The organism is Janthinobacterium sp. HH104, from assembly GCF_001758715.1.
Classification (GTDB): domain Bacteria; phylum Pseudomonadota; class Gammaproteobacteria; order Burkholderiales; family Burkholderiaceae_D; genus Janthinobacterium; species Janthinobacterium aestuarii.
In genome coordinates, this window is sequence record NZ_LRIB01000053.1 from 55,435 (window position 1) to 76,112 (window position 20,678).

Below are 20,678 nucleotides of genomic sequence, written 5' to 3' on the forward strand. Positions count from 1 at the left end.
TACTATCTTTAACTTATCGAGGAAAACAGCATGAAAAAAATGATGATCCTGGCGGCGCTGAGTGCGGCGCTGACGGTTGCCTTGCCGGCACAGGCAGGCGATACCAAACACATGATGTCGATCGCCAATGCGATGTCCGCCAACGACGCCCAGGCCCGCCTTGGCGACACCGTGAAATTCTATTTTGGCGACCAGGCAACGCCTCCGATTGCCACGCGCATCAGCAGCGACAAGACCAGCCAGAAAACCAATGGCGTTGGCAAGTCGGCAGAAACCTCGTGCAACTGGGCCTTCCTGTCGGCCATGCTGGCGCTGCAAAAGCGCGCCCAGTCGGTGGGCGCCGATGCCGTCGTCAATATCGTCAGCAATTACAAAAACATCGAAAATTCCAGCGCCACGGAATTCGAGTGCCATGAAGGCACGATGATGACGGGCGTGGCCTTGAAGGGCGAGTTCGTGAAGTTGAAGGCAGGCAAGTAAGTAGCAGTAGCAGGAAGCAGCAGGGAAGTCCACCCCATCGGTAACCGGCGCAATCAGAGCAGCGATCGCGTCCGGAAGCCATTCCAATAAAAAGTAGAAAGAGAATATGCAAAAAGTATCGAAAACTGTCATCCTGGCCGGCGCACTGCTGGCATTGACCATGTTGCAAGGCTGCGCCACGCGCATCAAGGCATCGTCGACGACCAATCCGCCGCCGAGCGAGGCTTTCTCGTCGTTTGGCCGCATTGAAGTCAAGCCGACAGTCTTTGCCGAAGGCTACAAGGGCAACCAGGCCGGCATGGCGAAAATCGACGAGAATATCCGCAAGGACCTGGCTGAATCGCTGACCAGCTGGAATGCCGCCCCGGCCAATGGCCGCGTGCTGACCATCGAGCCTATCGTCGAAGAAATCCAGTTCAAGAGCGGCGCCAAACGCGTACTGCTGGGACCATTGGCTGGCAGCTCGGGCGTGCGCATGCGCGTCATGATCCGCGACAACAAGGGTGCCGTGGTCGCAACGCCAGAGTTCTTCCAGCGCGCGGACGCGATGGCGGCCGGATTCACGTTTGGCGTGCACGATAACCTGATGCTGACCCGCATCGCCAACCTGACCAGCGCTTACATCAAGGCCAACTATGTACGTGCCGAAGGCGGCCCGACGGGCGCCGACAATAAAGCGGTCGAAGCAGCAATGACGAACTAGGACGGACGCGGCGCGCAAGCGCCTGCAGACCTGCTGAGAATGGCAGCGACGGGCAACCGCGCTGCCATTTTTTTGCCGTATGCATGCTGGCAATTTGTGGCAGACTGCGCCTTTGCCTATCCCGACCTTGTCATGCCACCAGCCTTGCCCAGTAGCGGCGCCAGCATCTGGCTGCTCGATTCCCGCAGCATTGATCTTGCGCAGATCAGCCAGTATGAAACGTGGCTCGGTGCCGCGGAAGCGGCCCGCTACGCACGCTTTGTGCGGCCGTTGCGCCAGCGCCAGTTCCTGCTGGGGCGCGCGCTGCTGCGCGTAGCGATGGGGAAACTGCTGGAAGTGGCGCCGGAATCCATCGCGCTGGAAGAGAGGCCGGGCCAGGCGCCGCGGCTGCTGTCGCCCGCGGAGGGGCCGCACTTCAGTATTTCGCACAGCGGCCACTGGGTCGCGTGTGCGTTGAGCGGTACTACGCGGCTGGGACTCGATATTGAGCTGCGCGCCCCGCGGCGCGACGTGCTGGCGCTGGCCCGCCAGGCGTTTGGCGCAGATGTGGCCGCCGAACTGGAAAGCATGCCGCTTGAAGCGCGGCTGGCGGCGTTTTACCAGCGCTGGAGCGAGGCGGAGGCGCGCTACAAGCTGGGCATGGACGCGGGCGCTTGCGCGACCTTGGCGCATGTCGAGCTGTCCATCGTGCTGTGCAGCGCGGCGCCGCTGGCGCAGGCGCCCGCCTTGATATTGCAGGGTCTGGCGCCAGACTAATTCCCCCGTACGACGATCTCCTGCGCCTTCGGCTCGCGCTGGCGCATGAAGCGCACGATGGAGTCGACGGTGACGACGTCGATCTGGCGCGTCATGCGGCGCTCGAACGGGTGATCGTCGAATGCGATATTCGCGCGGAACATGCGCGCGCCCAGGCGCGTGGCGGCGGGGATGCTCAGCGTTTGCGGCGCGTAGCTGGCGCTGCGCAGCCAACCTTGCGCTTCGGCGCGCGTTTCGATCTTGCCAGGCTCGTTGCTGGCAGCGGCCAGGGTTTCCAGCACCCACTGGTTCGAGTTCTGGTACTTGGTGGAAAACGGGTAGGCCAGCATATTGTAGTGCGGCTCATGCAAGCGCTTGGGCGTGTTCGATGTCAGCAGGCGCACCAGTTGCTGCTGCGTATCCTGGCCGGGAACCAGGATCAGCGTTTCATACATGAACACATCATCCATGAAGAAATTGCCCAAGCCTTCGTTGTACAGCGACGATTGCGCCGTGCCGCATTCATTGAGTTCATGCACCACCAGCCAGCGGCCTTTCGGGTGGTCGCGCCAGGCCAGCGCCATGTGCGAATAGCGCAAGTTGTATTTCGACAGGTCTTGCCCGGCGCGCGCCACCAGCGCCACTTGCGCGCCCGAGGCGTCGAGCGCCTGCAGGGTCTTTTGCGCCAGGTCCATCGATTTGACGAGGGTGGTCGCATCCGTTTGCTTTTCCTCGCACGAGCGTCCCGCATGGGCGGTACCGGCCAGGGCCAGGCTGATGAGAATCACGGTCAGGCGTTTCATGGGGTTCACGCTTTCGAATGGTGGAGGATGGCCTGGCCGGCGGCATTCGGCACATAGGCGATGGCCTTGCCCGACAGCACCAGCATGTGTCCCGTCGAGACGGCCACCACTTTGATCACCGTGCCGGCCGCCAGCGACAGGCCTTGCGCAGCCTTCTGGCTCAGCTTGACGGAGACTGTGGCGGCGGAGGACGCGCCCCTTGCCGCGCTTTTGAGCACGAGGACGCTGCCGTCGGCCGCGTCTTCCACCTTGTCGATGACGATTTCACCGGCGGCGGCCAGCACCGACATGGAGCCGACCAATACGATGGCTGAGGCCATGCTGGCGTTGTCGGAGGCGTTGGTGGTATCGGAGTTGGCGGCCTGGGCCAGCGGCGCCATGGTGGCGGCGCACAGCAGGGCGGTGGCGAGCAGATGTTTCATGGAATGTCCGTTCTTTATTGGTGGTTACACTTTGGAGTGGTGCAGCAGCGCCTTGCCCAGTTCGTTCGGGATGAAGGCGATGGCCTTGCCGGAGAGCACCAGCATGTGGCCGGTGGACATCGCCACCACATTGACCACGGTGCCGGCCGCCAGCGACAGGCCCCTGGCCGCTTGCCCGCTCATCTGGATGGACGCGCCACCCGCTTCGGAGGCGCCCTTGAGCACGATGACGATGCCTTCGCCCACCGTTTCCACGCTGGCGACGACCACCTGGCCGGAGGCGACCAGCATCGACATGGAACCGGCGACGACCACGGCGGAACCTTCGCTGAGGTTTTGCGAGCCTTTCGACAGATTCTCGGAGGCGGCGGCGTGGACCAGGCCGGGAGCGGCCACGGAGAGCGTCAACAGCGACAGGGACAGGCAGAGGGGCAGCAGGCGTTTCATGTGTTTCTCCTTCAAGTGTGCCAAGTGGCAACGCCATCATTGTAGACTGTGGGCAATTGGTCAATGAATACGCTACTCGTAGCGGGCAGGCATACCGCAGGTAGCATATTGCGCTACTTTTCTGCCGCCAGAATCGATGCTATTTTTATAAAGGAAGTGCATGCCGCAAACCCACGCCTTGATCGAAGCCTTGAAACGCCTGTTGAAAGCGCGCTCCGTCACGTATGCCGAGCTGGCCCAGCGCATCGGCGTGTCCGAAGCCAGCGTCAAGCGGATGTTTTCGCAGAAGCAATTTACCCTGCAACGGCTGGACCAGATCCTGGTCGCCATCGGCAGCGATTTCCAGCAGCTGGCGCTGGCCGTGCAATCAGCCCAGGCCGCGCCGACCCTGATCACGGGGCTGACGTATGCGCAGGAAAAGGAAATCATCGAGGACACCCGGCTGTTCGTGGTGGCCGTCTCCGCCCTGAACTTGCTGCCGCTGGAACAGATCGTCGCCATCTATGACATCAGCGAAGCGCAAGCCGTGAAATACCTGCTGCGTCTCGACAAGATCGGTTTCCTGGAACTGCTGCCGAATAACCGGGTCAAACTGCTGGTGGCCCGCACGTTTGCGTGGATACCGAACGGTCCCATCCACACGTATTTCAAAAAGGAAGCCTATGGCGACTACTTGAATTCGCAGTTCGATGGCGAGACGGAATTGCTGCGCCTGGTGAACGTGATGCTGTCGAAGAAATCCACGGCCGCCTTGCTGGAACGCCTGAAGCAAGTGGCAGTGGAATTCTCGCAGCAACATCAGGAAGACGCGCGCCTGCCTGGCAATGAGCGCCTGGCCATCAGCTTCATGCTGGCGGCGCGTCCCTGGATGCCGCAGACGTTCAAGGCGCTGCTGCGGCAGTAAGCTGGCGAGTGCAGCGCTCAAGCGGCGGATATTGTGGCTAAGGTTGCTGCTTGTCGGTGCTGCCTTGTTCCTCTTTCATCTGCGACAGCAAACGCCAGGCGAAAAAGCCCAGCACGGCCACGCCCAGCAGGAGCGCAGTCCACAGTGCGGCCAAGCGCCATGGTGCGCCGTCCTTTGTTGCCGGTGCTGGTGCTGCCGCGCCGGCGTTGGACTGGAGCGGTCCGGTGCTGGCCGTCTTGAGCGCCAGTAATTCGTCCGCCTTGAAGCCGGGCGCTACCTGCGACAGCGGCTGCGCGACGGCGGCGGCGTTGCTGTTGCCGAACGTGATCTGATAAGGCGGCTTGCCGCTGGCCAGGAAAACGACGGTGGCCGGCGTCCAGCCCAGGTGCAATGTGGGCGCATCGCTGGCGGAGAACGGGTGTTCCGTCTGCAGCACCCATTCGTTTGTCTGCGTCACGGGCATGGCCAAGTCGCCCGAGACCCTTTCCTTGCCGTCTAGGCCGATGCGGTAAAACGTGGTGCTCAGCAGGGGATCGAAATACGCGCCTTGCGCGGGACGCGCTTGCTGGCGCAGGTGCAGCCGGTGCCGGGGAACATAACTGTTCTGGCGATATACGCCCAAGGTCACTGGCAGTACCGTATTGGTCTGCGTCAATTGCAGAGCGATGCTGTCAGCGGGGATGGCGAGCGGAGTGGCATAGCGCCATTCATTTGCCTGCTTGCTCGGCGCGCCTTGTAGCAAGACGGTGGCGCGCGGCGCGGCGATGTCCGTTTCGCTGACGGCTTGCGCCGTGATTGCCGCAAAGGCCAGCGGTTCGCCCGCTTGCCAGCTCAGGCGCGCATAGCGAAACGCGCGCGGCGCAAAGCTGATGCTGTCGTTGGCCAGGGTTTGCGTGTCGCTGTTGCTGAGCCAATTCAAGGTGGTGGTGCCGATGGCGTCCCATTGCTTCAGGTCATCGCTCACTTCCAGCAGCACTTGTGCACTGTAATTGACCGTGCGGGCCGGTGGCGTGAAGCGCAAGGCGGCGATACGCTTGTCTTGCGTTTGCTTGCCCAGGTCGAGAATCAGCGCTTGCAGGGCCGCCGTGGTCGCAGCCGTGCCGGCGCGCGTGCTGACCGATAGCAAGCGGCCATCGTCGGCCGTGCGGATGTCGATACCTTGCAAGCCGTCGCCAGTTGCCGTCGCGCCCGTCACGGGGAAGATACGGGCTGGAATGGCTGTCCGTTGCGTCGCCGATTGCGCTGGCGGTGCACCGATGGCGTAGGCCAGGCGCTTGCCGTCGGCGTCGAACAGGCGCACGTCGGCCAGGCTGGCCGAGCTGGCGTGCAGGTAGACTTCCCTGGGCAACGATAGCTGGACGATGCCCGCGCCGGCCGGCACGGTCACCGGCATGCTCCAGCCGTAGTCCTGTGGCCTGTCCTGGCCAGGCGAGGCCAGCGCGGCGCCTGCCATCAACACGATGCCGAACATGAGTGCGGTGGTTTTCATGCTGCTCCCTGTTGCGGTTCGGCTGGCGCTGCTGCGGCAGCCTTGGGGAAGGGCGCCAGGTAGCCGATCAAGACCATCAGCAAGCCGACACCCACGAAGGATACGATGCGTTCGATGCCGCCCACGTTGGACAGGTCGATCAGGAACAGTTTCACAACTACCAGCCCCAGCAGCACGGCACCCATGCTCCATTGCTGGCGCCGCTGCTGGCGCGCCGCGTGGCGCATCAGCAGCAGGGCCGTGACGCTCCACACGAGCGACAGCATCGCTTGCACGAACTGCGAGGCCAGCATGGCGTCAAAGGTATAGGGCACGCCCAGGTAGTGCGACACCGTACGCAGCAGCATCAGGTTGAACCAGCCATACACGATGCAGGCGGCCACGACGGGCAAGCGCGCCTGCCACAGGGCGGGCAGGGGCAGCTGCTGCGCTGGCAGCAAACGGTAGCTGGCAATGGCCAACAACACGGCAAAGCCCGTGCTCAAGTCCAGCGGGTTGAGCAGCGGCAAGTAGGGCAGCGGCGCCATGGCGCCGTCGTCGAAGATGTTCCACGCGGCGATCAGCAGCAGCGACCAGAGAGCGCCCAGCGGTATCAGGGTGCGCTGGTACCACTCGGCAATCGGCGTCACCGGCCAGACGCCGGCTCGGCAGCGACGGATCAGCCAGGCCAGTACCAGCATCATGGCCCAGGCCGGCAAGTAGCGGGCCCAGGCGGGGCTGACGCTGTCTTCATGCTGTGCCAGCCAGGCGTTGACATGCATGGCGCCCACGGGCCACAGCATCAGCCAGGGCGCGGCCGTGCGCAAGGTATGCAAGAGCCGCAGCGCGCGCACGTCGAGTTGCCAGCCGGCTTTTGGCCAGGCCTGCAGCAGATATTCGCCGGCCGCCAGCGCGCCGGCCAGGGCCAGCCAGCTCAGGCCCGTCAGCAGATAGTCGCGCAGATACAGCGCCAGCAGCATATTGGCGCTCCACAGGCCCAGGCCGAGCCAGGCGGCCACGGTGAACCAGCGTAGCTGAGGCCAATCGAGGCGCCGCGCCACAATGGCGAACACGGGTGTCGTGACGGACACGGCGATCAGGTACAGCGCCAGCCAGTGCTCGCCCGCGTACGGCTGCATGCTCAGGTCGCCGTCGATCAGGCGCAGCAGCCAGCTGGTGAACGGCACGAGGATGGCGGCAAACCACAGCAAGCCGCTCCAGACCAGCAGGGGACGCGCTGCCAGCGCCAGCAGCTCGTCGCCGCCGCGTGCGCGCAGCGCAAGGAAGCGGGCGCTGGCAAAGGCGGCGGCGCCCAGCAGCAGCGCGCTGAGGAAGGAGCCGTCGAACAGGTTGGCCGGATGCTGGTCCCAGGCCCAGCTGGCGCGGCTGAGCATGACCATGCCGGCCAGTACCTGTACGGCCAGCAGCAGGGCGCGCGGCGCATGCCATTGTTCGCGCCGCGCCAGCGCCGCCAGCAGGACCGCCACTGCCAGCGCGCTGACGGTGAGCAGGTTCAGTTGCGTGGCGGCATCCGTGCGCAGCAGGATTTCGCTCCAGATGCCGCTCAGCAGCCAGACCGTGGCGGCCGTCAGGAACAGCACGGACAGGCTGCTCATGAATTCAGGATGTAAGTGGCTGGCGTGGCGGCGGAAATTGTAGGCCATCACCAGCGCGGCGGCCGCCAGCAGCGCGCAGCCGAGCCAGATGTTGGCTTGCAGGGCCGCTGCCGTATTGAGTCCCTGCATGGCGCCAAGGAAGGCCAGCCAGGCGGCCCCCTGCACCAGCAGGCCGAAGACCCAGGCCAGGGTCTGGCGCTGGCGCAAGCCGACCCAGACGATGCCCGCGCCTTCCAGCGCCCACGCGGCGGAGGTCCAGCGGCCATCGAGGGCAAACGGGATGGCCAGCGTGCCGAAGACGATGCCCAGCGCGAGGAAGGCTTCGGCCAGCAGTTTGAAACCTGCGCGGCGCCACAGGGCCACGGCCAGTCCCGTGTAGGTCAAGCCGCCGAGCAGCGCGGAAAACGCCAGGCCAAACTCGAAGTGCCGCACCAGGCCGTATTGCAGGCCCATGGCCGCCAGCGGAGTACCGAACACGAGGGTGCCGTCCACATAGTGTTTCAAGCGCGGCGCCTGGCGCGCGCAGTAGGCAATCGCGATACCGATATAGAACAGCACGAACAGGATCAGGAACAGCTGCGTCGACAGGTAGTGCTCGGGCGTGTAGCGCAGCAAGCCCCAGGTGGTGGCGACGACGAAGGTAAAGCCAAAGCTCAGCACATTCAGGACGCGCCAGGCGCGTTTCAGGGCGATGGCGAAGACGCCCGCATTGAGCAGCGCGTAGTAGCTGAACAGGCCGATATGGTTGCCGCTGCCTGTCGACACGAGCAGGGGCACGGCAAAGCCGCCGACGATGCCGAAGACGGCCAGCCAGACGGCGTTTTGCAGCACGGCCAGCAAGCACGTGAACGCCGTCAGCACGAACAGCACGGCAAACGCCAGGCCCGCCGGGATCAGTTCATACAGGCGGAAGGCGCCAAACGTCACCAGCATCAATATCGCCAGGGCCGTGCCCTGCAGCGGCAGGCTGATGCCGGGGCGTTTGATGCGGATGCGCCAGGCCCAGGCCAGCAGGGCGATGTCCGCCAGCGCGATGCCGGCCAGGCGCAGCTCGATGGGCACCGTCACCTGCGCCGACACGTATTTGAGCAGGAAGCTGACGCCGAGGAAGAGGATCAGCAAACCCAGCTTGGCAACCAGGTTGCCTGTAAACAGCCAGTTCTTCGCCTTGGCAACGAGGCCGTCCGGGTGCGCGATCCAGGACGGGGTGTTGGGGGCTGCAGGGGCGGCAGGGGCGGGTTTGGCGGGAGCCTGTGGCGCGGGTGGTGATGGCTTCGGCGGCAGGGGCGCGGCCGGCGCGGCCTTTGCCAGCTCGACCGGCTCGATCACGGCCGCCTTCGACACCTGCACCTGCACCGGCGCCGGTGCAGGCACGGAAACGGGCGTCGGCACTGCGACTGGCGCAACGGCAGCGGGCACGGCAGGCGCGGCAGCTGGCGCTACGTCCTGGCCTTCCAAGGTTAGCAGGCGCTGCTGTATGCCGTCGACTTCCTTGCGCAGGCGCGCCGTCAGCAATTCCAGATCCGCCACTTTTCTGCGGTATTGCAGCACCAGCACGAAGGCGGTGATCAGCACGCCAAGGATGAACAGCGTTATCAATCCAAACATGGGTCAGCTTTCCTGGAGGGGCGGGGCGAAGACTCCGCAGTATGCGCACATTACCTTATTATCAAGAAATGGGCGTTTTTTGTTGTGTAGGGGAAAGGCGTCAGGTGCGGGGCCAGCATGGCGCGATGCGGCGCTTTCCGTATTGACGCTAAGCAAGATGGCGACATTCAGATTGTCGTGCGCAAGATAGTGCTGTATTTTAGCAATTCCTTAATTGCCGGTTCCCCATGCCATGAGTCAAAGCAGCCAGTTTTCCTTATTGTCGCAGCGCCGTTTCGGGCCCTTCTTCTGGACCCAGTTCTTTGGCGCCTTCAACGACAATCTGTTCAAGACGGCCCTGATGGTGATCCTCGCCTACGATGCGCTGAGCTGGACCACGCTCGACCCGTCCACCATCACCAATTTGATCCCCGGCCTGTTCATCCTGCCCTACGTCGTGTTTTCGGCCACGGCGGGCCAGCTGGCCGACAAGTTTGAAAAGGCGGGCCTGGCCCGCTTCGTGAAATGGATGGAGCTGGCCATCATGGCGGTCGCCGCCGCCGGCTGGATGACGCACACCCTGTGGCTGCTGGTGGCCGCCGTGGTCGGCATGGGTGTACATTCGACCCTGTTCGGCCCCGTCAAGTATGCCTACCTGCCGCAGCAACTGAAACCCGAGGAATTGGTCGGCGGCAATGGCCTGATCGAGATGGGCACGTTTGTCGGCATCTTGCTGGGCGAAATCCTCGGCGCCGTGCTGATCGTGCACAAGCCGCTGGGCGTGGAACTGGTCGCCGGCGCGACGATTGCCGTGGCCGTGTTCGGTCTGATCGCCAGCTACCGCGTGCCGCGCACGCCTGCGCCCGAGCCGGACTTGAAGGTGAGCCTGAATTTTGTCGCCGAATCGTTCCGCAACCTGAATTTTTCGCGCAAGAACCGTCCCGTCTTCCTGGCCATGCTGGGCAACTCCTGGTTCTGGTTTTACGGCGCGCTGATCCTGGCCCAGTTCCCCGTGTATTCGAAAGATTTCCTGCATGGCGACCACAGCGTGTTCGTGCTGCTGCTGACCGTGTTTTCCGTCGGTATCGGCACGGGTTCCCTGCTGTGCGAAAGGTTGTCCGGCCACAAGATCGAGATCGGCCTGGTGCCGTTCGGCTCCATCGGCCTGTCGCTGTTCGGCATCGACCTGTATTTCGCCAGCAATGCGTATGCGAACACGCAAGTGGTCGATGCGCTGGCGTTCGTCAGCCAGGCGGGCGTGCCGCGCATCCTGATCGACATCGTCATGATCGGCGTCTTCGGCGGCTTCTTCATCGTGCCCCTGTTCGCCCTGATCCAGACGCGCTGCGACCCGAAACACATTTCGCGCACGATCGCCGGCATGAATATTCTCAACGCCCTGTTCATGGTGGCGGCCGCCGGCGTGGCCATCGTGCTGCTGGGCAAGGGCTTTACCATCCCCGAACTGTTCCTCGTCACGGCGATCCTCAATGCGCTGGTGGCCGCCTACATCTTCTCGCTGGTGCCGGAATTCCTCATGCGCTTCCTCGCGTGGATACTCATCCAGACCGTGCACCGTGTCAAGGTCGTCGATGGCGAGCGCATCCCCACGGAAGGGGCAGCCGTGCTGGTGTGCAACCATGTCAGCTATGTGGACGCCATCGTCATCATGGCGGCCAGCCCCCGCCCCATCCGTTTCGTCATGGACCACCGCATCTTCAAGATGCCACTGATGGGCTGGATTTTCCGCACGGCCAAGGCGATCCCCATTGCGCCCGCCAAGGAAGATCCTTTCCTGATGGAAAAGGCGTTCATCGATATCGCGCAAGCGCTGCACGAGGGCGAACTCGTGTGCATCTTCCCCGAAGGCAAGCTGACCCGCACGGGCCAGATCAGCGAATTCAAGGGCGGCATCGCCAAAATCGTCGAGCGCAGCAAGGTGCCCGTGATTCCGCTGGCGCTGCGCGGCTTGTGGGGACATTTGTTGAGCCATCGGAATGGCCATTTGTTCGAGCGCGCCTTCAAGGCGGGCTTGCGCTCGCGTCTGTCGCTGGCCGTGGGCGTACCCGTGGCGCCTGAGGCCGCCACGCCGGAGTTGCTGCAACAGAAGGTGCAGGAATTGCGCGGCAAGTGGAAGTAATCGCTACTGCGTCTGCGTAGCGGCCGCCGTCCGCTGCGCCAGGTGCTGTTCCAGCAGGGAGGCGATGGCGTCGAAGTCCACCGGTTTCGTCAGGTGATGGTCGAAACCGGCTTGCTCGGTCCGTGCGCGGGCTTCGCCCTGGCCCCAGCCTGTCAGGGCGATCATCAGCACGTCGCGCCCGTGCGCGCGCTGGCGGATCTGGCGCGCCGCTTCGTAGCCATCCATGTCCGGCATCCCCAGATCCATCACGACCAGTTGCGGCCACGCCAGCTCGACGGCCGCCAGCGCCTGCGCGCCGCCATACGCGACCTGGGCAGCATAACCTTCGAGCTGGAACAGGCTTTGCAGGGAATCGGCCGCGTCGCGGTTGTCGTCCACCACCAGCACTTGCACGGGCTGGCCCGTGCTCACGGGCGCGTCGTTCCTGGAGGCCGGCATGGCGGCCGGGGCGCCGCCGGCGCTGGCCGGCAACGTGACGATGAAGCGGCTGCCCCGTCCGGCGCCATCGCTGTAGGCTTCGATGCTGCCGCCATGCATTTCGGCAAATTGGCGCGCCAGACTCAATCCGATGCCCAGGCCACTTTTTATCTGGCCTACCACCGTGCGTCCCTGTTCGAACATGGAAAAGATGCGCGCGATGGTATCCGGGTCGATGCCGATGCCATTGTCTTCGACCATCACCTGTAACTGGCCCTGCGCCAGGCGCGCCGTCATGTTGATGTGTCCGCCGTCCTGTGTGAACTTCACGGCATTCGAGACGATATTGGAAAAGATCTGTACCACCCTGGCATAGTCGGCGTGCAAGGTCACGGCATGCGGCGGCAATTCCAGCGTGAGGCCGATGTGCCGGCTGCTGGCCGCAGGCTGGCACAGTTCGATGACATGCTCGAGCACTTGCTGCAGCTCAAACTCCTTGCGCTGCAGCACTACCTTGCCGCTGGTGATGCGCGCCACGTCGAGCAAGTCATCCACCAGCCGCGTCAGGTGCGTCACCTGGCGCTCGATCACGTCGCTCAGCTTGCCCACCTGCTCCGATGCGGGAAACAGGTGCTTGAGCAGGGCCACCGACGACTTGATGGGCGCCAGCGGATTGCGCAGTTCATGCCCGAGGCTGGCAATGAATTCATCCTTGCGCCGCTGCGTCTCGCGCACCTGGTACTGGCGCTGGCGCGCGCGCAGCATGGCGTGGGCCGAGGTGATCAGGGTCAGGATGTGGACGGGGCGTTCCAGCAGGGTCAGGTTGCCCAGGGTGGCAATGGCTTGCCGCAAGGGCAGGGAATCGAGCCGCGCGTGCGTCAGCACCGTAATCGGCAAGTCGGACCAGTCCGGCTGCTGGCGTGTATAGGCGTCGAGCACGGCGTAGACGCCGGCGTGCAAGGCCTCGTCCACCGTCAGCACGCCGCCGGCGCCCAGCGCCAGCTCTTCGGCCAGTTCGCCGGGCGAGTGGCAGGCGTGGCTGGCGATGGCGCTGCCTGCCAATACCGTGCCGGCCAGAGCGGCATCCTGGCCGGCAGGCGCATAGATCAGGATGCGCAGCTCCATGGCGTTCCTAGGGAAATGGCGTGCCGCCAATGGTGGGCAAGCCCGACAGGATGCCGTGAAAACCGGCCAGGGCCGGGCCGATGCGCACGCCCTGCGGGCTGATGTCGAAGCGGCGGATGCTGCGCTCGTGCGCGCTGCCGCGCTTCTTGAAGACGGAAATGGCTTGCCGCACCTCGCCTTCCGTTTCGTAGTAGCGCAGCATGATGACGCTGTCGGCCAGGTAGCTGGCGTCGGCCGCCGTCGTCATCGAGGTGCCCAGCATGTTTTGCTGCACGCCGACGAGCAGGGTGGCCACGCCGTGCTGGCTCAGGTAATTGAGCAGTTCGTGCAGGTAGGTGCTCTGGAAACGTTCATCGGGCACGGCATGCATGTAGCCGTTCAGGCTATCGATGACGATCACCCTGGCGCCCCGCTGCGCCGCGTCGACCACGGCCTGGGCGAATTCGCCCGGAGTCAGTTCGGCCGGGTCGATCTGCTGGGCACTGAGCAAACCCGTGTCGAGCGCGGCCTGCAGGCGCATACCCACGCTGTCGGCCCGGGTCAGCAGCTTGCTGCGCGCTTCCTCGAACAGGAACATGGCGCACGGTTCGCCTCGCTCCGTGGCCGCGTGAACGAATTGCGCCGCCAGGGTGGACTTGCCGCTGCCGGCGGGGCCGGAAATGAGCGTGCTCATGCCTTCTTCCAGGCCGCCGCCTATCATGGCGTCGAGCTCGGGCACGCCGCTCGACAGGCGCCGATGGCCGCCATCGCGGCGCGTGTCGGCCGCCACCAGGCGCGGAAAGACGACCAGGCCCTCATGGGCGATCTTGTAGTCGTGCGTGCCGCTGCGAAACGGCACGCCCCGGTATTTCACCACGCGCACACGGCGCCGGTCAGTGCCGTAGTCCTGGTTTTGCAGCTCCAGCGAGATCACGCAGTGGGCCACGCTACGCACTTGCAAGCCGTCGTCGAGCGCGGAACGGTCATCGATCAGCATGGTGGTGCAGTGCCGGCTGGCCATGTATTGTTTCAGGGCCACGACCTGGCGCCGGTAGCGCAGCGGGTTTTCCGCCAGCAGTTGCAATTCGGACAGCGAATCGAGCACGAGGCGGGCCGGGCGGTGCTTTTCGATGGCGGCCAGGATGCGCTGGTTGGTCGAGGCCAGTTCGATTTCCGACGGGTGGAAGATGGTGTACTGGCGCTCGGGGTCGAGCATGTCGTCGCTGGGCGCCACTTCTTCGATGGCGATGCCGGCCAGGTCCCAGCCGTGCGACAGGGCGGCGGCGCACAGCTCGATCTCGGATTCGGCCAGCGCGATATACAGCACGGGCACGCCGCTGCGCACCCCTTCGGCCAGAAACTGCAGCGCCAAGGTGGTCTTGCCCGTGCCGGGCACGCCTTCGACCAAATACAGGCGCTCGGGCAGCAGGCCGCCCGTGAGAATCGCGTCGAGGCCGGGTACGCCCGTCGACAGCAGCGCGTCCAGGCCGCCCGCGCCATCGTGTTGCGCCAATCCTTGCGCCTGTGCCGTCATCATCGCACCCCGCTTCGCCACGCCGTGGACAATATAGTAGCGCGTCTGCCGGAATGTGTCTTTTCGATACCATTGGTAAATAATTATTTCGCCATGCCTGCCGCGAAGGGCGGTGTTGCGTCCGTGTCGGCCAGTTCAGCAAAGAAATCATGACCCTGCTACAGTATTCACTCAATCCACCTTTTCCGCATTGCCATTTTTGCCACCATCCGTCAGCTTCGTAGCCGGTTTTGCTGGCGTGCCGCCGCTGTAGCTGTCCTCATTTTGTTGCTTCATTGATAATTTAATTCGCTTGATGGTTGCTATGTTTCAATTGTAACGATGCTTGACGATTTTAGAATGATCGTTCATTCTTTGATCTGCGTTAATAAATTTAGTCATTTCTAACGACACTAGCCAGCTTCTTTTTCAGAAAGTCCAAGATGCAACCAACCTTTTCCCTGACGTCGCCGCGTACGAGCGGCGCTATTGCCGTTCTGTGCGCCACTGTAATCATGGCCGGCTGCAGTAAAAAACAGGAAGCACCTCACGCGCAGCAAGCGCCACAGGTGGTCGTGTTTACTGTTAATCCGGCCGCGTTGCCGATGAGCGCCGAATTGCCCGGCCGTACGAACGCCTACCAGGTCGCCGATGTGCGCCCGCAAGTCGGTGGCCTGATCCAGAAACGCCTGTTCGTCGAAGGTAGCGATGTGAAAGCGGGCACGGCCCTGTATCAGATCGACTCGGCCACGTACCAGGCGGCCGCCAATTCGGCCAAGGCCGCGTTGTCGAAAGCCAAGGCCAATCTGCTGACGGCCGGTCCGAAAGCGTCGCGCTACAAGGAACTGGTCGCCATCGAAGGCGTGAGCCGCCAGGAATACGATGATGCCGTCGCCGCGTTCGAGCAAGCGAAGGCAGACGTCGAGTCCGCCACTGCGGCGCTGGAATCGGCCAACATCAACCTGCGCTACAGCACCGTGACGGCGCCGATCAGCGGCCGCACCAGCCGCTCGACCGTGACGGCCGGCGCGCTGGTGACGGCCGGCCAGGCCGAGGCGCTGACGACCGTGCAGCAACTCGACCCGATCTATGTCGACGTGACGCAGTCGAGCACCGACCTGCTGCGCCTGAAGCGCCAGATGGCCGACGGCTCGCTGAAGAAAGTGGGCGAAGGCCAGGCCAAGGTCGACCTGATTCTGCCGGACGGCAGCAAGTACGGCGAATCGGGCAAGCTGCAGTTTTCCGGCGTGACGGTTGATCCGACCACGGGCAATGTGATCCTGCGCGCGCTGTTCCCGAACCCGAAAGGTGAATTGCTGCCAGGTATGTACGTGCGTGCGCAGCTGGAAACGGGCGTCGATGAGAAAGCCATTACCGTGCCGCAAGTGGGCGTGACGCGCAACCAGAAGGGCCAGGCCACGGCCATGATCCTGAACAAGGAAAACAAGGTCGAGCAGCGCGTGCTGACCACCAGCGGCACCGTCGGCACCAACTGGCTGGTGACGTCCGGCCTGGCCGCAGGCGACCGCGTGATCGTGGAAGGCTTGCAAAAAGTCAAGCCAGGCGCCCCAGCCGTTGCCGTACCTGCCAAGGCCGAAGCCGCTCCTGCTCCTGCACCTGCGCCCGCCGCTGCCGTTTCTGCCGCAGCATCGGCTGCCAGCGCCCACTAATTCAGGAGAATATTAATGGCCCGTTTTTTCATTGACCGCCCGATTTTTGCCTGGGTGGTCGCGATCGTCATCATGCTTGCCGGCGTGATTTCGATCCTCAGCCTGCCGATCGCGCAGTACCCGAGCATCGCTCCGCCGTCGATTTCGATCAGCGGCTCCTACCCTGGTGCCTCCGCCAAGACCGTGGAAGATGCGGTCACCCAGGTCATCGAACAAAAGATGAAGGGTATCGACGGCCTGCGCTACATGTCTTCGTCGAGCGATGCGACTGGCGGCATCAGCATCACGCTGACGTTTACCAGCGGCACCAATCCCGACATCGCCCAGGTGCAGGTACAGAACAAGCTGCAGCTGGCTACGCCGCTGCTGCCGACGGCTGTCACGCAACAGGGTCTTGTCGTGTCGAAAGCGACGAAGAACTTCCTGATGGTGTTCGGCTTCATTTCCGAAAACGGCAAGATGGACCAGACCGACTTGAGCGACTATGTGGCCGCCAACGTCGTCGATCCGCTGAGCCGCGTGCCGGGCGTGGGCGATGTGACGCTGTTCGGTTCGCAGTACGCGATGCGTATCTGGCTCGACCCGGCCAAGCTGCAAAGCTTCAACCTGACCCCGGCGGACGTGATCACGGCCGTGCAGGCGCAGAATGCGGAAGTGTCGGCCGGTGAACTGGGCGGCACGCCGTCCGTCAAGGGCCAGCAGCTGAACGCCACCGTCTCGGCGCAAAGCCGCTTGCAAACGGTGGAGCAGTTCGGCGCCATCTTGCTGAAAACCACCACCGAGGGTGCCATGGTGCACCTGAAGGACGTGGCCAGCATGGAACTGGGCCGCGAGAACTACAACACCGTGGCCCGCTACAACGGCCATGCGGCGACCGGCGTGGCGATCAAGCTGGCGACGGGCGCCAACGCGCTCGATACGGCCAATGCGGCGAAAGCCATGCTGGGCAACCTGAGCAAGCAATTCCCTGAAGGCATGAGCTACCAGGTGGCGTTCGACACGACCCCGTTCGTGAAACTGTCGATCGAAGAAGTGGTGAAAACCCTGGTCGAAGCCGTCATCCTGGTATTCCTGGTGATGTATCTGTTCCTGCAAAACTTCCGCGCCACCCTGATCCCGACCATGGCCGTGCCGGTCGTGCTGCTCGGTACCTTCGGCATCCTGAATGCGTTCGGCTATTCGATCAATACCTTGACCATGTTCGCCATGGTGCTGGCCATCGGCCTGCTGGTCGACGATGCGATCGTGGTGGTGGAAAACGTCGAGCGCGTGATGAGCGAAGAAGGCTTGTCGCCGCTGGAAGCGACGCGCAAGTCCATGACGCAGATCACGGGCGCGCTGGTCGGTATCGCCATGGTGCTGTCGGCCGTGTTCGTGCCGATGGCCTTCTTCGGTGGTTCGACGGGCGTGATTTACCGCCAGTTCTCGATCACGATCGTCTCGTCGATGGTGCTGTCCGTCGTCGTCGCGCTGGTCTTCACGCCAGCCTTGTGCGCCACGTTGCTCAAACCGGTCGAAAAAGGCCATCACGCGACCAACAAGGGTTTCTTCGGCTGGTTCAACCGCAGCTTCGATAGCAGCAGCAACAAATACCAGGGCATGGTCGGCAGCATGATCCGCCACCGCGCCCGTTCGATGCTGTTGTACGTCATCCTGCTGGCCGGCCTGGTATTCGTCTTCATGCGTTTGCCGACCTCCTTCCTGCCGGAAGAAGACCAGGGCATCCTGTTTACGCAGATTCAATTGCCGACGGGCGCCACGCAAGAGCGCACCCTGAAAGTGATCGAACAGGTCGAAGACCACTTCATGAACAGCGAGAAAGACAACGTCGCTTCCGTGTTTGCCGTGGCCGGTTTCAGCTTCGGCGGTAACGGCCAGAATACGGGTATCGCTTTCGTGCGCCTGAAAGACTGGTCGCTGCGCAAGGACGTGGCGCAAAAAGCGCCGGCCGTGGCCGGTCGTGCCATGGGCAAGCTGTTGCAGATCAAGGATGCGATGGTGTTTACGTTCGCTCCGCCTGCCGTGCTGGAACTGGGTAACGCCACCGGTTTCGACATGCAGCTGCAGGATATCGGCGGTGTCGGCCATGACGCCCTGATGGCGGCGCGTAACCAGTTGTTGGGCATGGCCTCGCAGAATCCGGCCATGGTCGGTGTGCGCCCGAACGGCCAGGAAGATACGCCGCAGTACAAGATCGACATCGACCAGCAGAAAGCTACCGCGCTGGGCCTGCAGATCTCGGAAATCAACCGCGTGCTGAGCGTGGGCTGGGGTAGTTCGTATGTGAATGACTTCCTCGACCGCGGCCGCGTGAAGAAAGTGTTCATGCAGGGCAATGCCGAATCGCGCATGCTGCCGGAAGACTTGAACAAGTGGTTTGTGCGCAATAGCGCTGGCCAGATGGTGCCGTTCTCGGCCTTCGCCACGGGCAAGTGGATCTACGCTTCGCCACGCCTGGAACGCTACAACGGCTTGCCGTCGGTAGAGATCCTCGGTACGCCGGCGCCGGGCCAGAGCACGGGCGCCGCCATGAACGCGATGGAAGAGATGGTCGCCAAGCTGCCGCCTGGAATCGGCATGAGCTGGACCGGCGTGTCGCTGGAAGAGCGCGAATCCGGTTCGCAGACGCCGCAGCTGTACGCGCTGTCGCTGCTGATCGTGTTCCTGTGCCTGGCCGCGCTGTATGAAAGCTGGTCGATTCCATTCTCCGTGCTGCTGGTCGTGCCGCTGGGCGTGATCGGTGCCGTGCTGGGCACCTGGTTCTTCGGCCTGTCGAACGACGTGTACTTCCAGGTGGGCTTGCTCACGGTGGTGGGTCTGTCGGCGAAGAATGCGATTCTGATCGTCGAATTCGCCAAGGAAATGCAGGAGTCGGGCATGTCGTTGCTGGACGCGACCTTGCATGCGGTGCGTCTGCGTCTGCGTCCGATCCTGATGACGTCGATCGCATTCGGCCTGGGCGTGTTGCCACTGGCCATTTCCAGCGGCGCCGGTTCCGGCAGCCAGAACGCCATCGGTATCGGCGTGCTGGGTGGTATGTTGACGGCCACGTTCCTCGGTATCTTCTTCGTGCCGGTGTTCTTCGTGCTGGTGCGCGGCTTCTTCTCGAAGTCGGACGCGCCGACCACGCCGGCGACGCCTGGTTCGCCAGCCGTCACGCTTTCTAAGGATGCGCATTAATATGAAAAAAACGCTACTCTCCATGGCGGCACTGGCCTTGCTGGCCGGTTGCAGCCTGGCTCCCACGTACGAGCGTCCGGCAGCGCCGGCGCCCACGGCGTGGCCGACCGGTCCTTCCTACAAGGCCGACACGGCCGCCGCCGACGCCAAGCCGGTGGCGGACGTCGCCTGGCGCGAGTTCTTTGCCGATGCGCGCTTGCGCCAGGTACTGGAACTGGCGCTGGCCAACAACCGCGACCTGCGCGTCTCGATCCTGAACATCGAGAAGGCGCGCGCCACCTACGGCATCGAACGCGCCGCCCTGATCCCGACCCTGTCGGCCTCGGGCGGCCAGTCGGCCACGCGCATTTCGAAAAACCAGAGCGCCACGGGCGAAGCGTCCATCAATCGCCAGTACACGGCGAACCTGGGCGTGTCGGCGTACGAGCTGGACTTCTTCGGCCGCGTGCGCAGCCTGTCCGACAGCGCGCTGGAGCAATACCTGGGCACGGAAGAAGCACGCCGTGCACAGCAGATCAGCCTGGTGGCCGAAGTGGCCAGCACCTATCTGAACCTGGTGGCCGACCAGCAGCGCCTGCGCGTGGCGCAGGACACCTTGAAGAGCCAGCAGTCGTCGTATGACCTGGCCGTGCGCCGCTTCAGTGCGGGCGCTACCTCGGGCCTGGACAAGTACGATGCCCAGACCAGCGTGGAGTCGGCCCGTTCCGACGTGGCCGTCTACACGAGCCAGGTGGCGCTCGACCAGAATGCGCTGGTGCTGCTGGTGGGCGGCCCCGTGCCGGCCGACCTGCTGCCGCAAGGCGAGTTCGGCGCCGTGACGGCGTTGGCGGACATTCCGTCCGGCCTGCCGTCGGACGTGCTGCAACGCCGTCCCGACGTGCTGGCGGCCGAGCGTAACCTGCGCGCGGCTAACGCCAACATCGGCGCGGCGCGCGCGGCTTTCTTCCCGCGCATATCGCTGACGGCGACGGCGGGTTCGGTCAGCGACAACCTGTCCGGCCTGTTCAAGGGCGGCAGCGGCACGTGGAGTTTCCTGCCGCAGATCAGCTTGCCGATCTTCGATGGCGGCGTGAACCGCGCCAACCTCGATATCGCCAAGGTGCAGCGTGAAATCTCCGTGGCGCAATACGAAAAGGCGATCCAGGTCGCCTTCCGTGAAGTGTCCGATGCGCTGGCCCAGCGCGGCACCATCGACGAGCGCCTGCAGTCGCAGGTCTCGCTGGTCGAGGCGTCGACGAAGAGCTACACCATCCACGACGCGCGCTACAAGCAGGGCGCCGAGTCCTACCTGAACGCCCTGGTGGCCCAGCGCGCGCTGTACACGGCGCAGCAAAGCCTGATCACGGCGCGCCTGGCCAAATCGACCAACCTGGTGACCTTGTACAAGGTGCTGGGCGGCGGTTGGCAGCCTGAGCAGACAGCCGTCGCGGCGGCTGGCGGCACCCAATAACCACGGGGACGCCGACGCCGGCCTTGCCCTTGTCCGCAG

At 63.7% G+C, this 20,678-nt stretch carries 15 protein-coding genes; 8 read left to right on the forward strand and 7 right to left on the reverse strand.

The window, feature by feature from the left end; all coding sequences use genetic code 11:
- Positions 1–30: 30 nt before the first annotated feature.
- The 3 genes from JAB6_RS24475 to JAB6_RS24485 all read left to right on the forward strand — a co-directional run bounded on the left by JAB6_RS24475 (position 31) and on the right by JAB6_RS24485 (position 1,939).
- Positions 31–480 carry an excinuclease ATPase subunit gene (locus JAB6_RS24475; protein WP_070305216.1) on the forward strand — a complete coding sequence of 150 codons (450 nt, stop codon included), beginning with the start codon at positions 31–33 and terminating at the stop codon, positions 478–480.
- A 106-nt stretch (positions 481–586) separates the two neighbouring features.
- Positions 587–1,183, forward strand: a complete 597-nt coding sequence (locus tag JAB6_RS24480; protein WP_034750355.1) for a hypothetical protein — start codon at positions 587–589, stop codon at positions 1,181–1,183.
- A 132-nt stretch (positions 1,184–1,315) separates the two neighbouring features.
- Positions 1,316–1,939, forward strand: a complete 624-nt coding sequence (locus JAB6_RS24485) for a 4'-phosphopantetheinyl transferase superfamily protein (protein WP_070305266.1) — start codon at positions 1,316–1,318, stop codon at positions 1,937–1,939.
- Here JAB6_RS24485 and JAB6_RS24490 read toward each other — a convergent pair.
- The 3 genes from JAB6_RS24490 to JAB6_RS24500 are packed head-to-tail and all read right to left on the reverse strand — an operon-like array spanning position 1,936 to position 3,590.
- Positions 1,936–2,721 (reverse strand): DUF2145 domain-containing protein, encoded by a 786-nt coding sequence (locus tag JAB6_RS24490; protein ID WP_070305218.1) that lies wholly within the window; start codon positions 2,719–2,721, stop codon positions 1,936–1,938. The two genes, JAB6_RS24485 and JAB6_RS24490, sit on opposite strands and share 4 nt — an antisense overlap.
- A gap of 5 nt (positions 2,722–2,726) precedes the next feature.
- The gene (locus JAB6_RS24495) at positions 2,727–3,143 is read right to left on the reverse strand and encodes a hypothetical protein (protein WP_070305220.1); all 417 of its coding nucleotides are present in this window, start codon (positions 3,141–3,143) and stop codon (positions 2,727–2,729) included.
- Positions 3,144–3,167: 24 nt separating this feature from the next.
- On the reverse strand, positions 3,168–3,590 hold the full coding sequence (locus tag JAB6_RS24500; protein WP_051991071.1) for a hypothetical protein: 423 nt from the start codon (positions 3,588–3,590) through the stop codon (positions 3,168–3,170).
- A gap of 160 nt (positions 3,591–3,750) precedes the next feature.
- On the opposite strand from JAB6_RS24500, the gene JAB6_RS24505 reads away from it, so the two are divergent.
- Positions 3,751–4,494, forward strand: a complete 744-nt coding sequence (locus tag JAB6_RS24505; RefSeq protein WP_034750344.1) for a helix-turn-helix transcriptional regulator — start codon at positions 3,751–3,753, stop codon at positions 4,492–4,494.
- Between the two features lie 37 nt (positions 4,495–4,531).
- On the opposite strand, the gene JAB6_RS24510 is transcribed toward JAB6_RS24505, so the two are convergent.
- The gene (locus tag JAB6_RS24510; RefSeq protein ID WP_083292978.1) at positions 4,532–5,983 is read right to left on the reverse strand and encodes a DUF3999 family protein; all 1,452 of its coding nucleotides are present in this window, start codon (positions 5,981–5,983) and stop codon (positions 4,532–4,534) included.
- The gene (locus JAB6_RS24515) at positions 5,980–9,186 is read right to left on the reverse strand and encodes a DUF2339 domain-containing protein (RefSeq protein WP_070305224.1); all 3,207 of its coding nucleotides are present in this window, start codon (positions 9,184–9,186) and stop codon (positions 5,980–5,982) included. The genes JAB6_RS24510 and JAB6_RS24515 overlap by 4 nt, the downstream gene beginning before the upstream one ends.
- A 232-nt stretch (positions 9,187–9,418) precedes the next feature.
- Here JAB6_RS24515 and JAB6_RS24520 point away from each other — a divergent pair, with 232 nt between their 5' ends.
- Positions 9,419–11,305, forward strand: coding sequence for an MFS transporter (locus JAB6_RS24520; RefSeq protein ID WP_034752172.1), 1,887 nt, complete (start codon positions 9,419–9,421; stop codon positions 11,303–11,305).
- 3 nt (positions 11,306–11,308) lie between these two features.
- Here JAB6_RS24520 and JAB6_RS24525 read toward each other — a convergent pair whose 3' ends face one another.
- Together JAB6_RS24525 and JAB6_RS24530 are read right to left on the reverse strand one after the other, a co-directional pair.
- A complete protein-coding gene (locus JAB6_RS24525) occupies positions 11,309–12,847 on the reverse strand; it encodes an ATP-binding protein (RefSeq protein ID WP_070305226.1) in 1,539 nt (512 codons plus the stop codon).
- A gap of 7 nt (positions 12,848–12,854) precedes the next feature.
- Positions 12,855–14,360, reverse strand: coding sequence for an ATPase domain-containing protein (locus tag JAB6_RS24530; RefSeq protein ID WP_070305267.1), 1,506 nt, complete (start codon positions 14,358–14,360; stop codon positions 12,855–12,857).
- A gap of 422 nt (positions 14,361–14,782) precedes the next feature.
- On the opposite strand from JAB6_RS24530, the gene JAB6_RS24535 reads away from it, so the two are divergent.
- The 3 genes from JAB6_RS24535 to adeC are packed head-to-tail and all read left to right on the forward strand — an operon-like array spanning position 14,783 to position 20,639.
- Positions 14,783–16,009, forward strand: coding sequence for an efflux RND transporter periplasmic adaptor subunit (locus tag JAB6_RS24535; protein ID WP_070305228.1), 1,227 nt, complete (start codon positions 14,783–14,785; stop codon positions 16,007–16,009).
- 15 nt (positions 16,010–16,024) lie between these two features.
- Positions 16,025–19,189, forward strand: a complete 3,165-nt coding sequence (locus tag JAB6_RS24540; protein WP_070305230.1) for an efflux RND transporter permease subunit — start codon at positions 16,025–16,027, stop codon at positions 19,187–19,189.
- Position 19,190: 1 nt separating this feature from the next.
- Positions 19,191–20,639, forward strand: coding sequence for an AdeC/AdeK/OprM family multidrug efflux complex outer membrane factor (gene adeC, locus JAB6_RS24545; protein ID WP_070305233.1), 1,449 nt, complete (start codon positions 19,191–19,193; stop codon positions 20,637–20,639).
- Positions 20,640–20,678: the final 39 nt, after the last annotated feature.

Coding starts and splice junctions, on each gene's coding strand:
- JAB6_RS24475 (WP_070305216.1), top strand. CDS start 31: ATGAAAAAAATGATGATCCTGGCGGCGCTGAGTGCGGCGCTGACGGTT.
- JAB6_RS24480 (WP_034750355.1), top strand. CDS start 587: ATGCAAAAAGTATCGAAAACTGTCATCCTGGCCGGCGCACTGCTGGCA.
- JAB6_RS24485 (WP_070305266.1), top strand. CDS start 1,316: ATGCCACCAGCCTTGCCCAGTAGCGGCGCCAGCATCTGGCTGCTCGAT.
- JAB6_RS24490 (WP_070305218.1), bottom strand. CDS start 2,721: ATGAAACGCCTGACCGTGATTCTCATCAGCCTGGCCCTGGCCGGTACC.
- JAB6_RS24495 (WP_070305220.1), bottom strand. CDS start 3,143: ATGAAACATCTGCTCGCCACCGCCCTGCTGTGCGCCGCCACCATGGCG.
- JAB6_RS24500 (WP_051991071.1), bottom strand. CDS start 3,590: ATGAAACGCCTGCTGCCCCTCTGCCTGTCCCTGTCGCTGTTGACGCTC.
- JAB6_RS24505 (WP_034750344.1), top strand. CDS start 3,751: ATGCCGCAAACCCACGCCTTGATCGAAGCCTTGAAACGCCTGTTGAAA.
- JAB6_RS24510 (WP_083292978.1), bottom strand. CDS start 5,983: ATGAAAACCACCGCACTCATGTTCGGCATCGTGTTGATGGCAGGCGCC.
- JAB6_RS24515 (WP_070305224.1), bottom strand. CDS start 9,186: ATGTTTGGATTGATAACGCTGTTCATCCTTGGCGTGCTGATCACCGCC.
- JAB6_RS24520 (WP_034752172.1), top strand. CDS start 9,419: ATGAGTCAAAGCAGCCAGTTTTCCTTATTGTCGCAGCGCCGTTTCGGG.
- JAB6_RS24525 (WP_070305226.1), bottom strand. CDS start 12,847: ATGGAGCTGCGCATCCTGATCTATGCGCCTGCCGGCCAGGATGCCGCT.
- JAB6_RS24530 (WP_070305267.1), bottom strand. CDS start 14,360: ATGACGGCACAGGCGCAAGGATTGGCGCAACACGATGGCGCGGGCGGC.
- JAB6_RS24535 (WP_070305228.1), top strand. CDS start 14,783: ATGCAACCAACCTTTTCCCTGACGTCGCCGCGTACGAGCGGCGCTATT.
- JAB6_RS24540 (WP_070305230.1), top strand. CDS start 16,025: ATGGCCCGTTTTTTCATTGACCGCCCGATTTTTGCCTGGGTGGTCGCG.
- adeC (WP_070305233.1), top strand. CDS start 19,191: ATGAAAAAAACGCTACTCTCCATGGCGGCACTGGCCTTGCTGGCCGGT.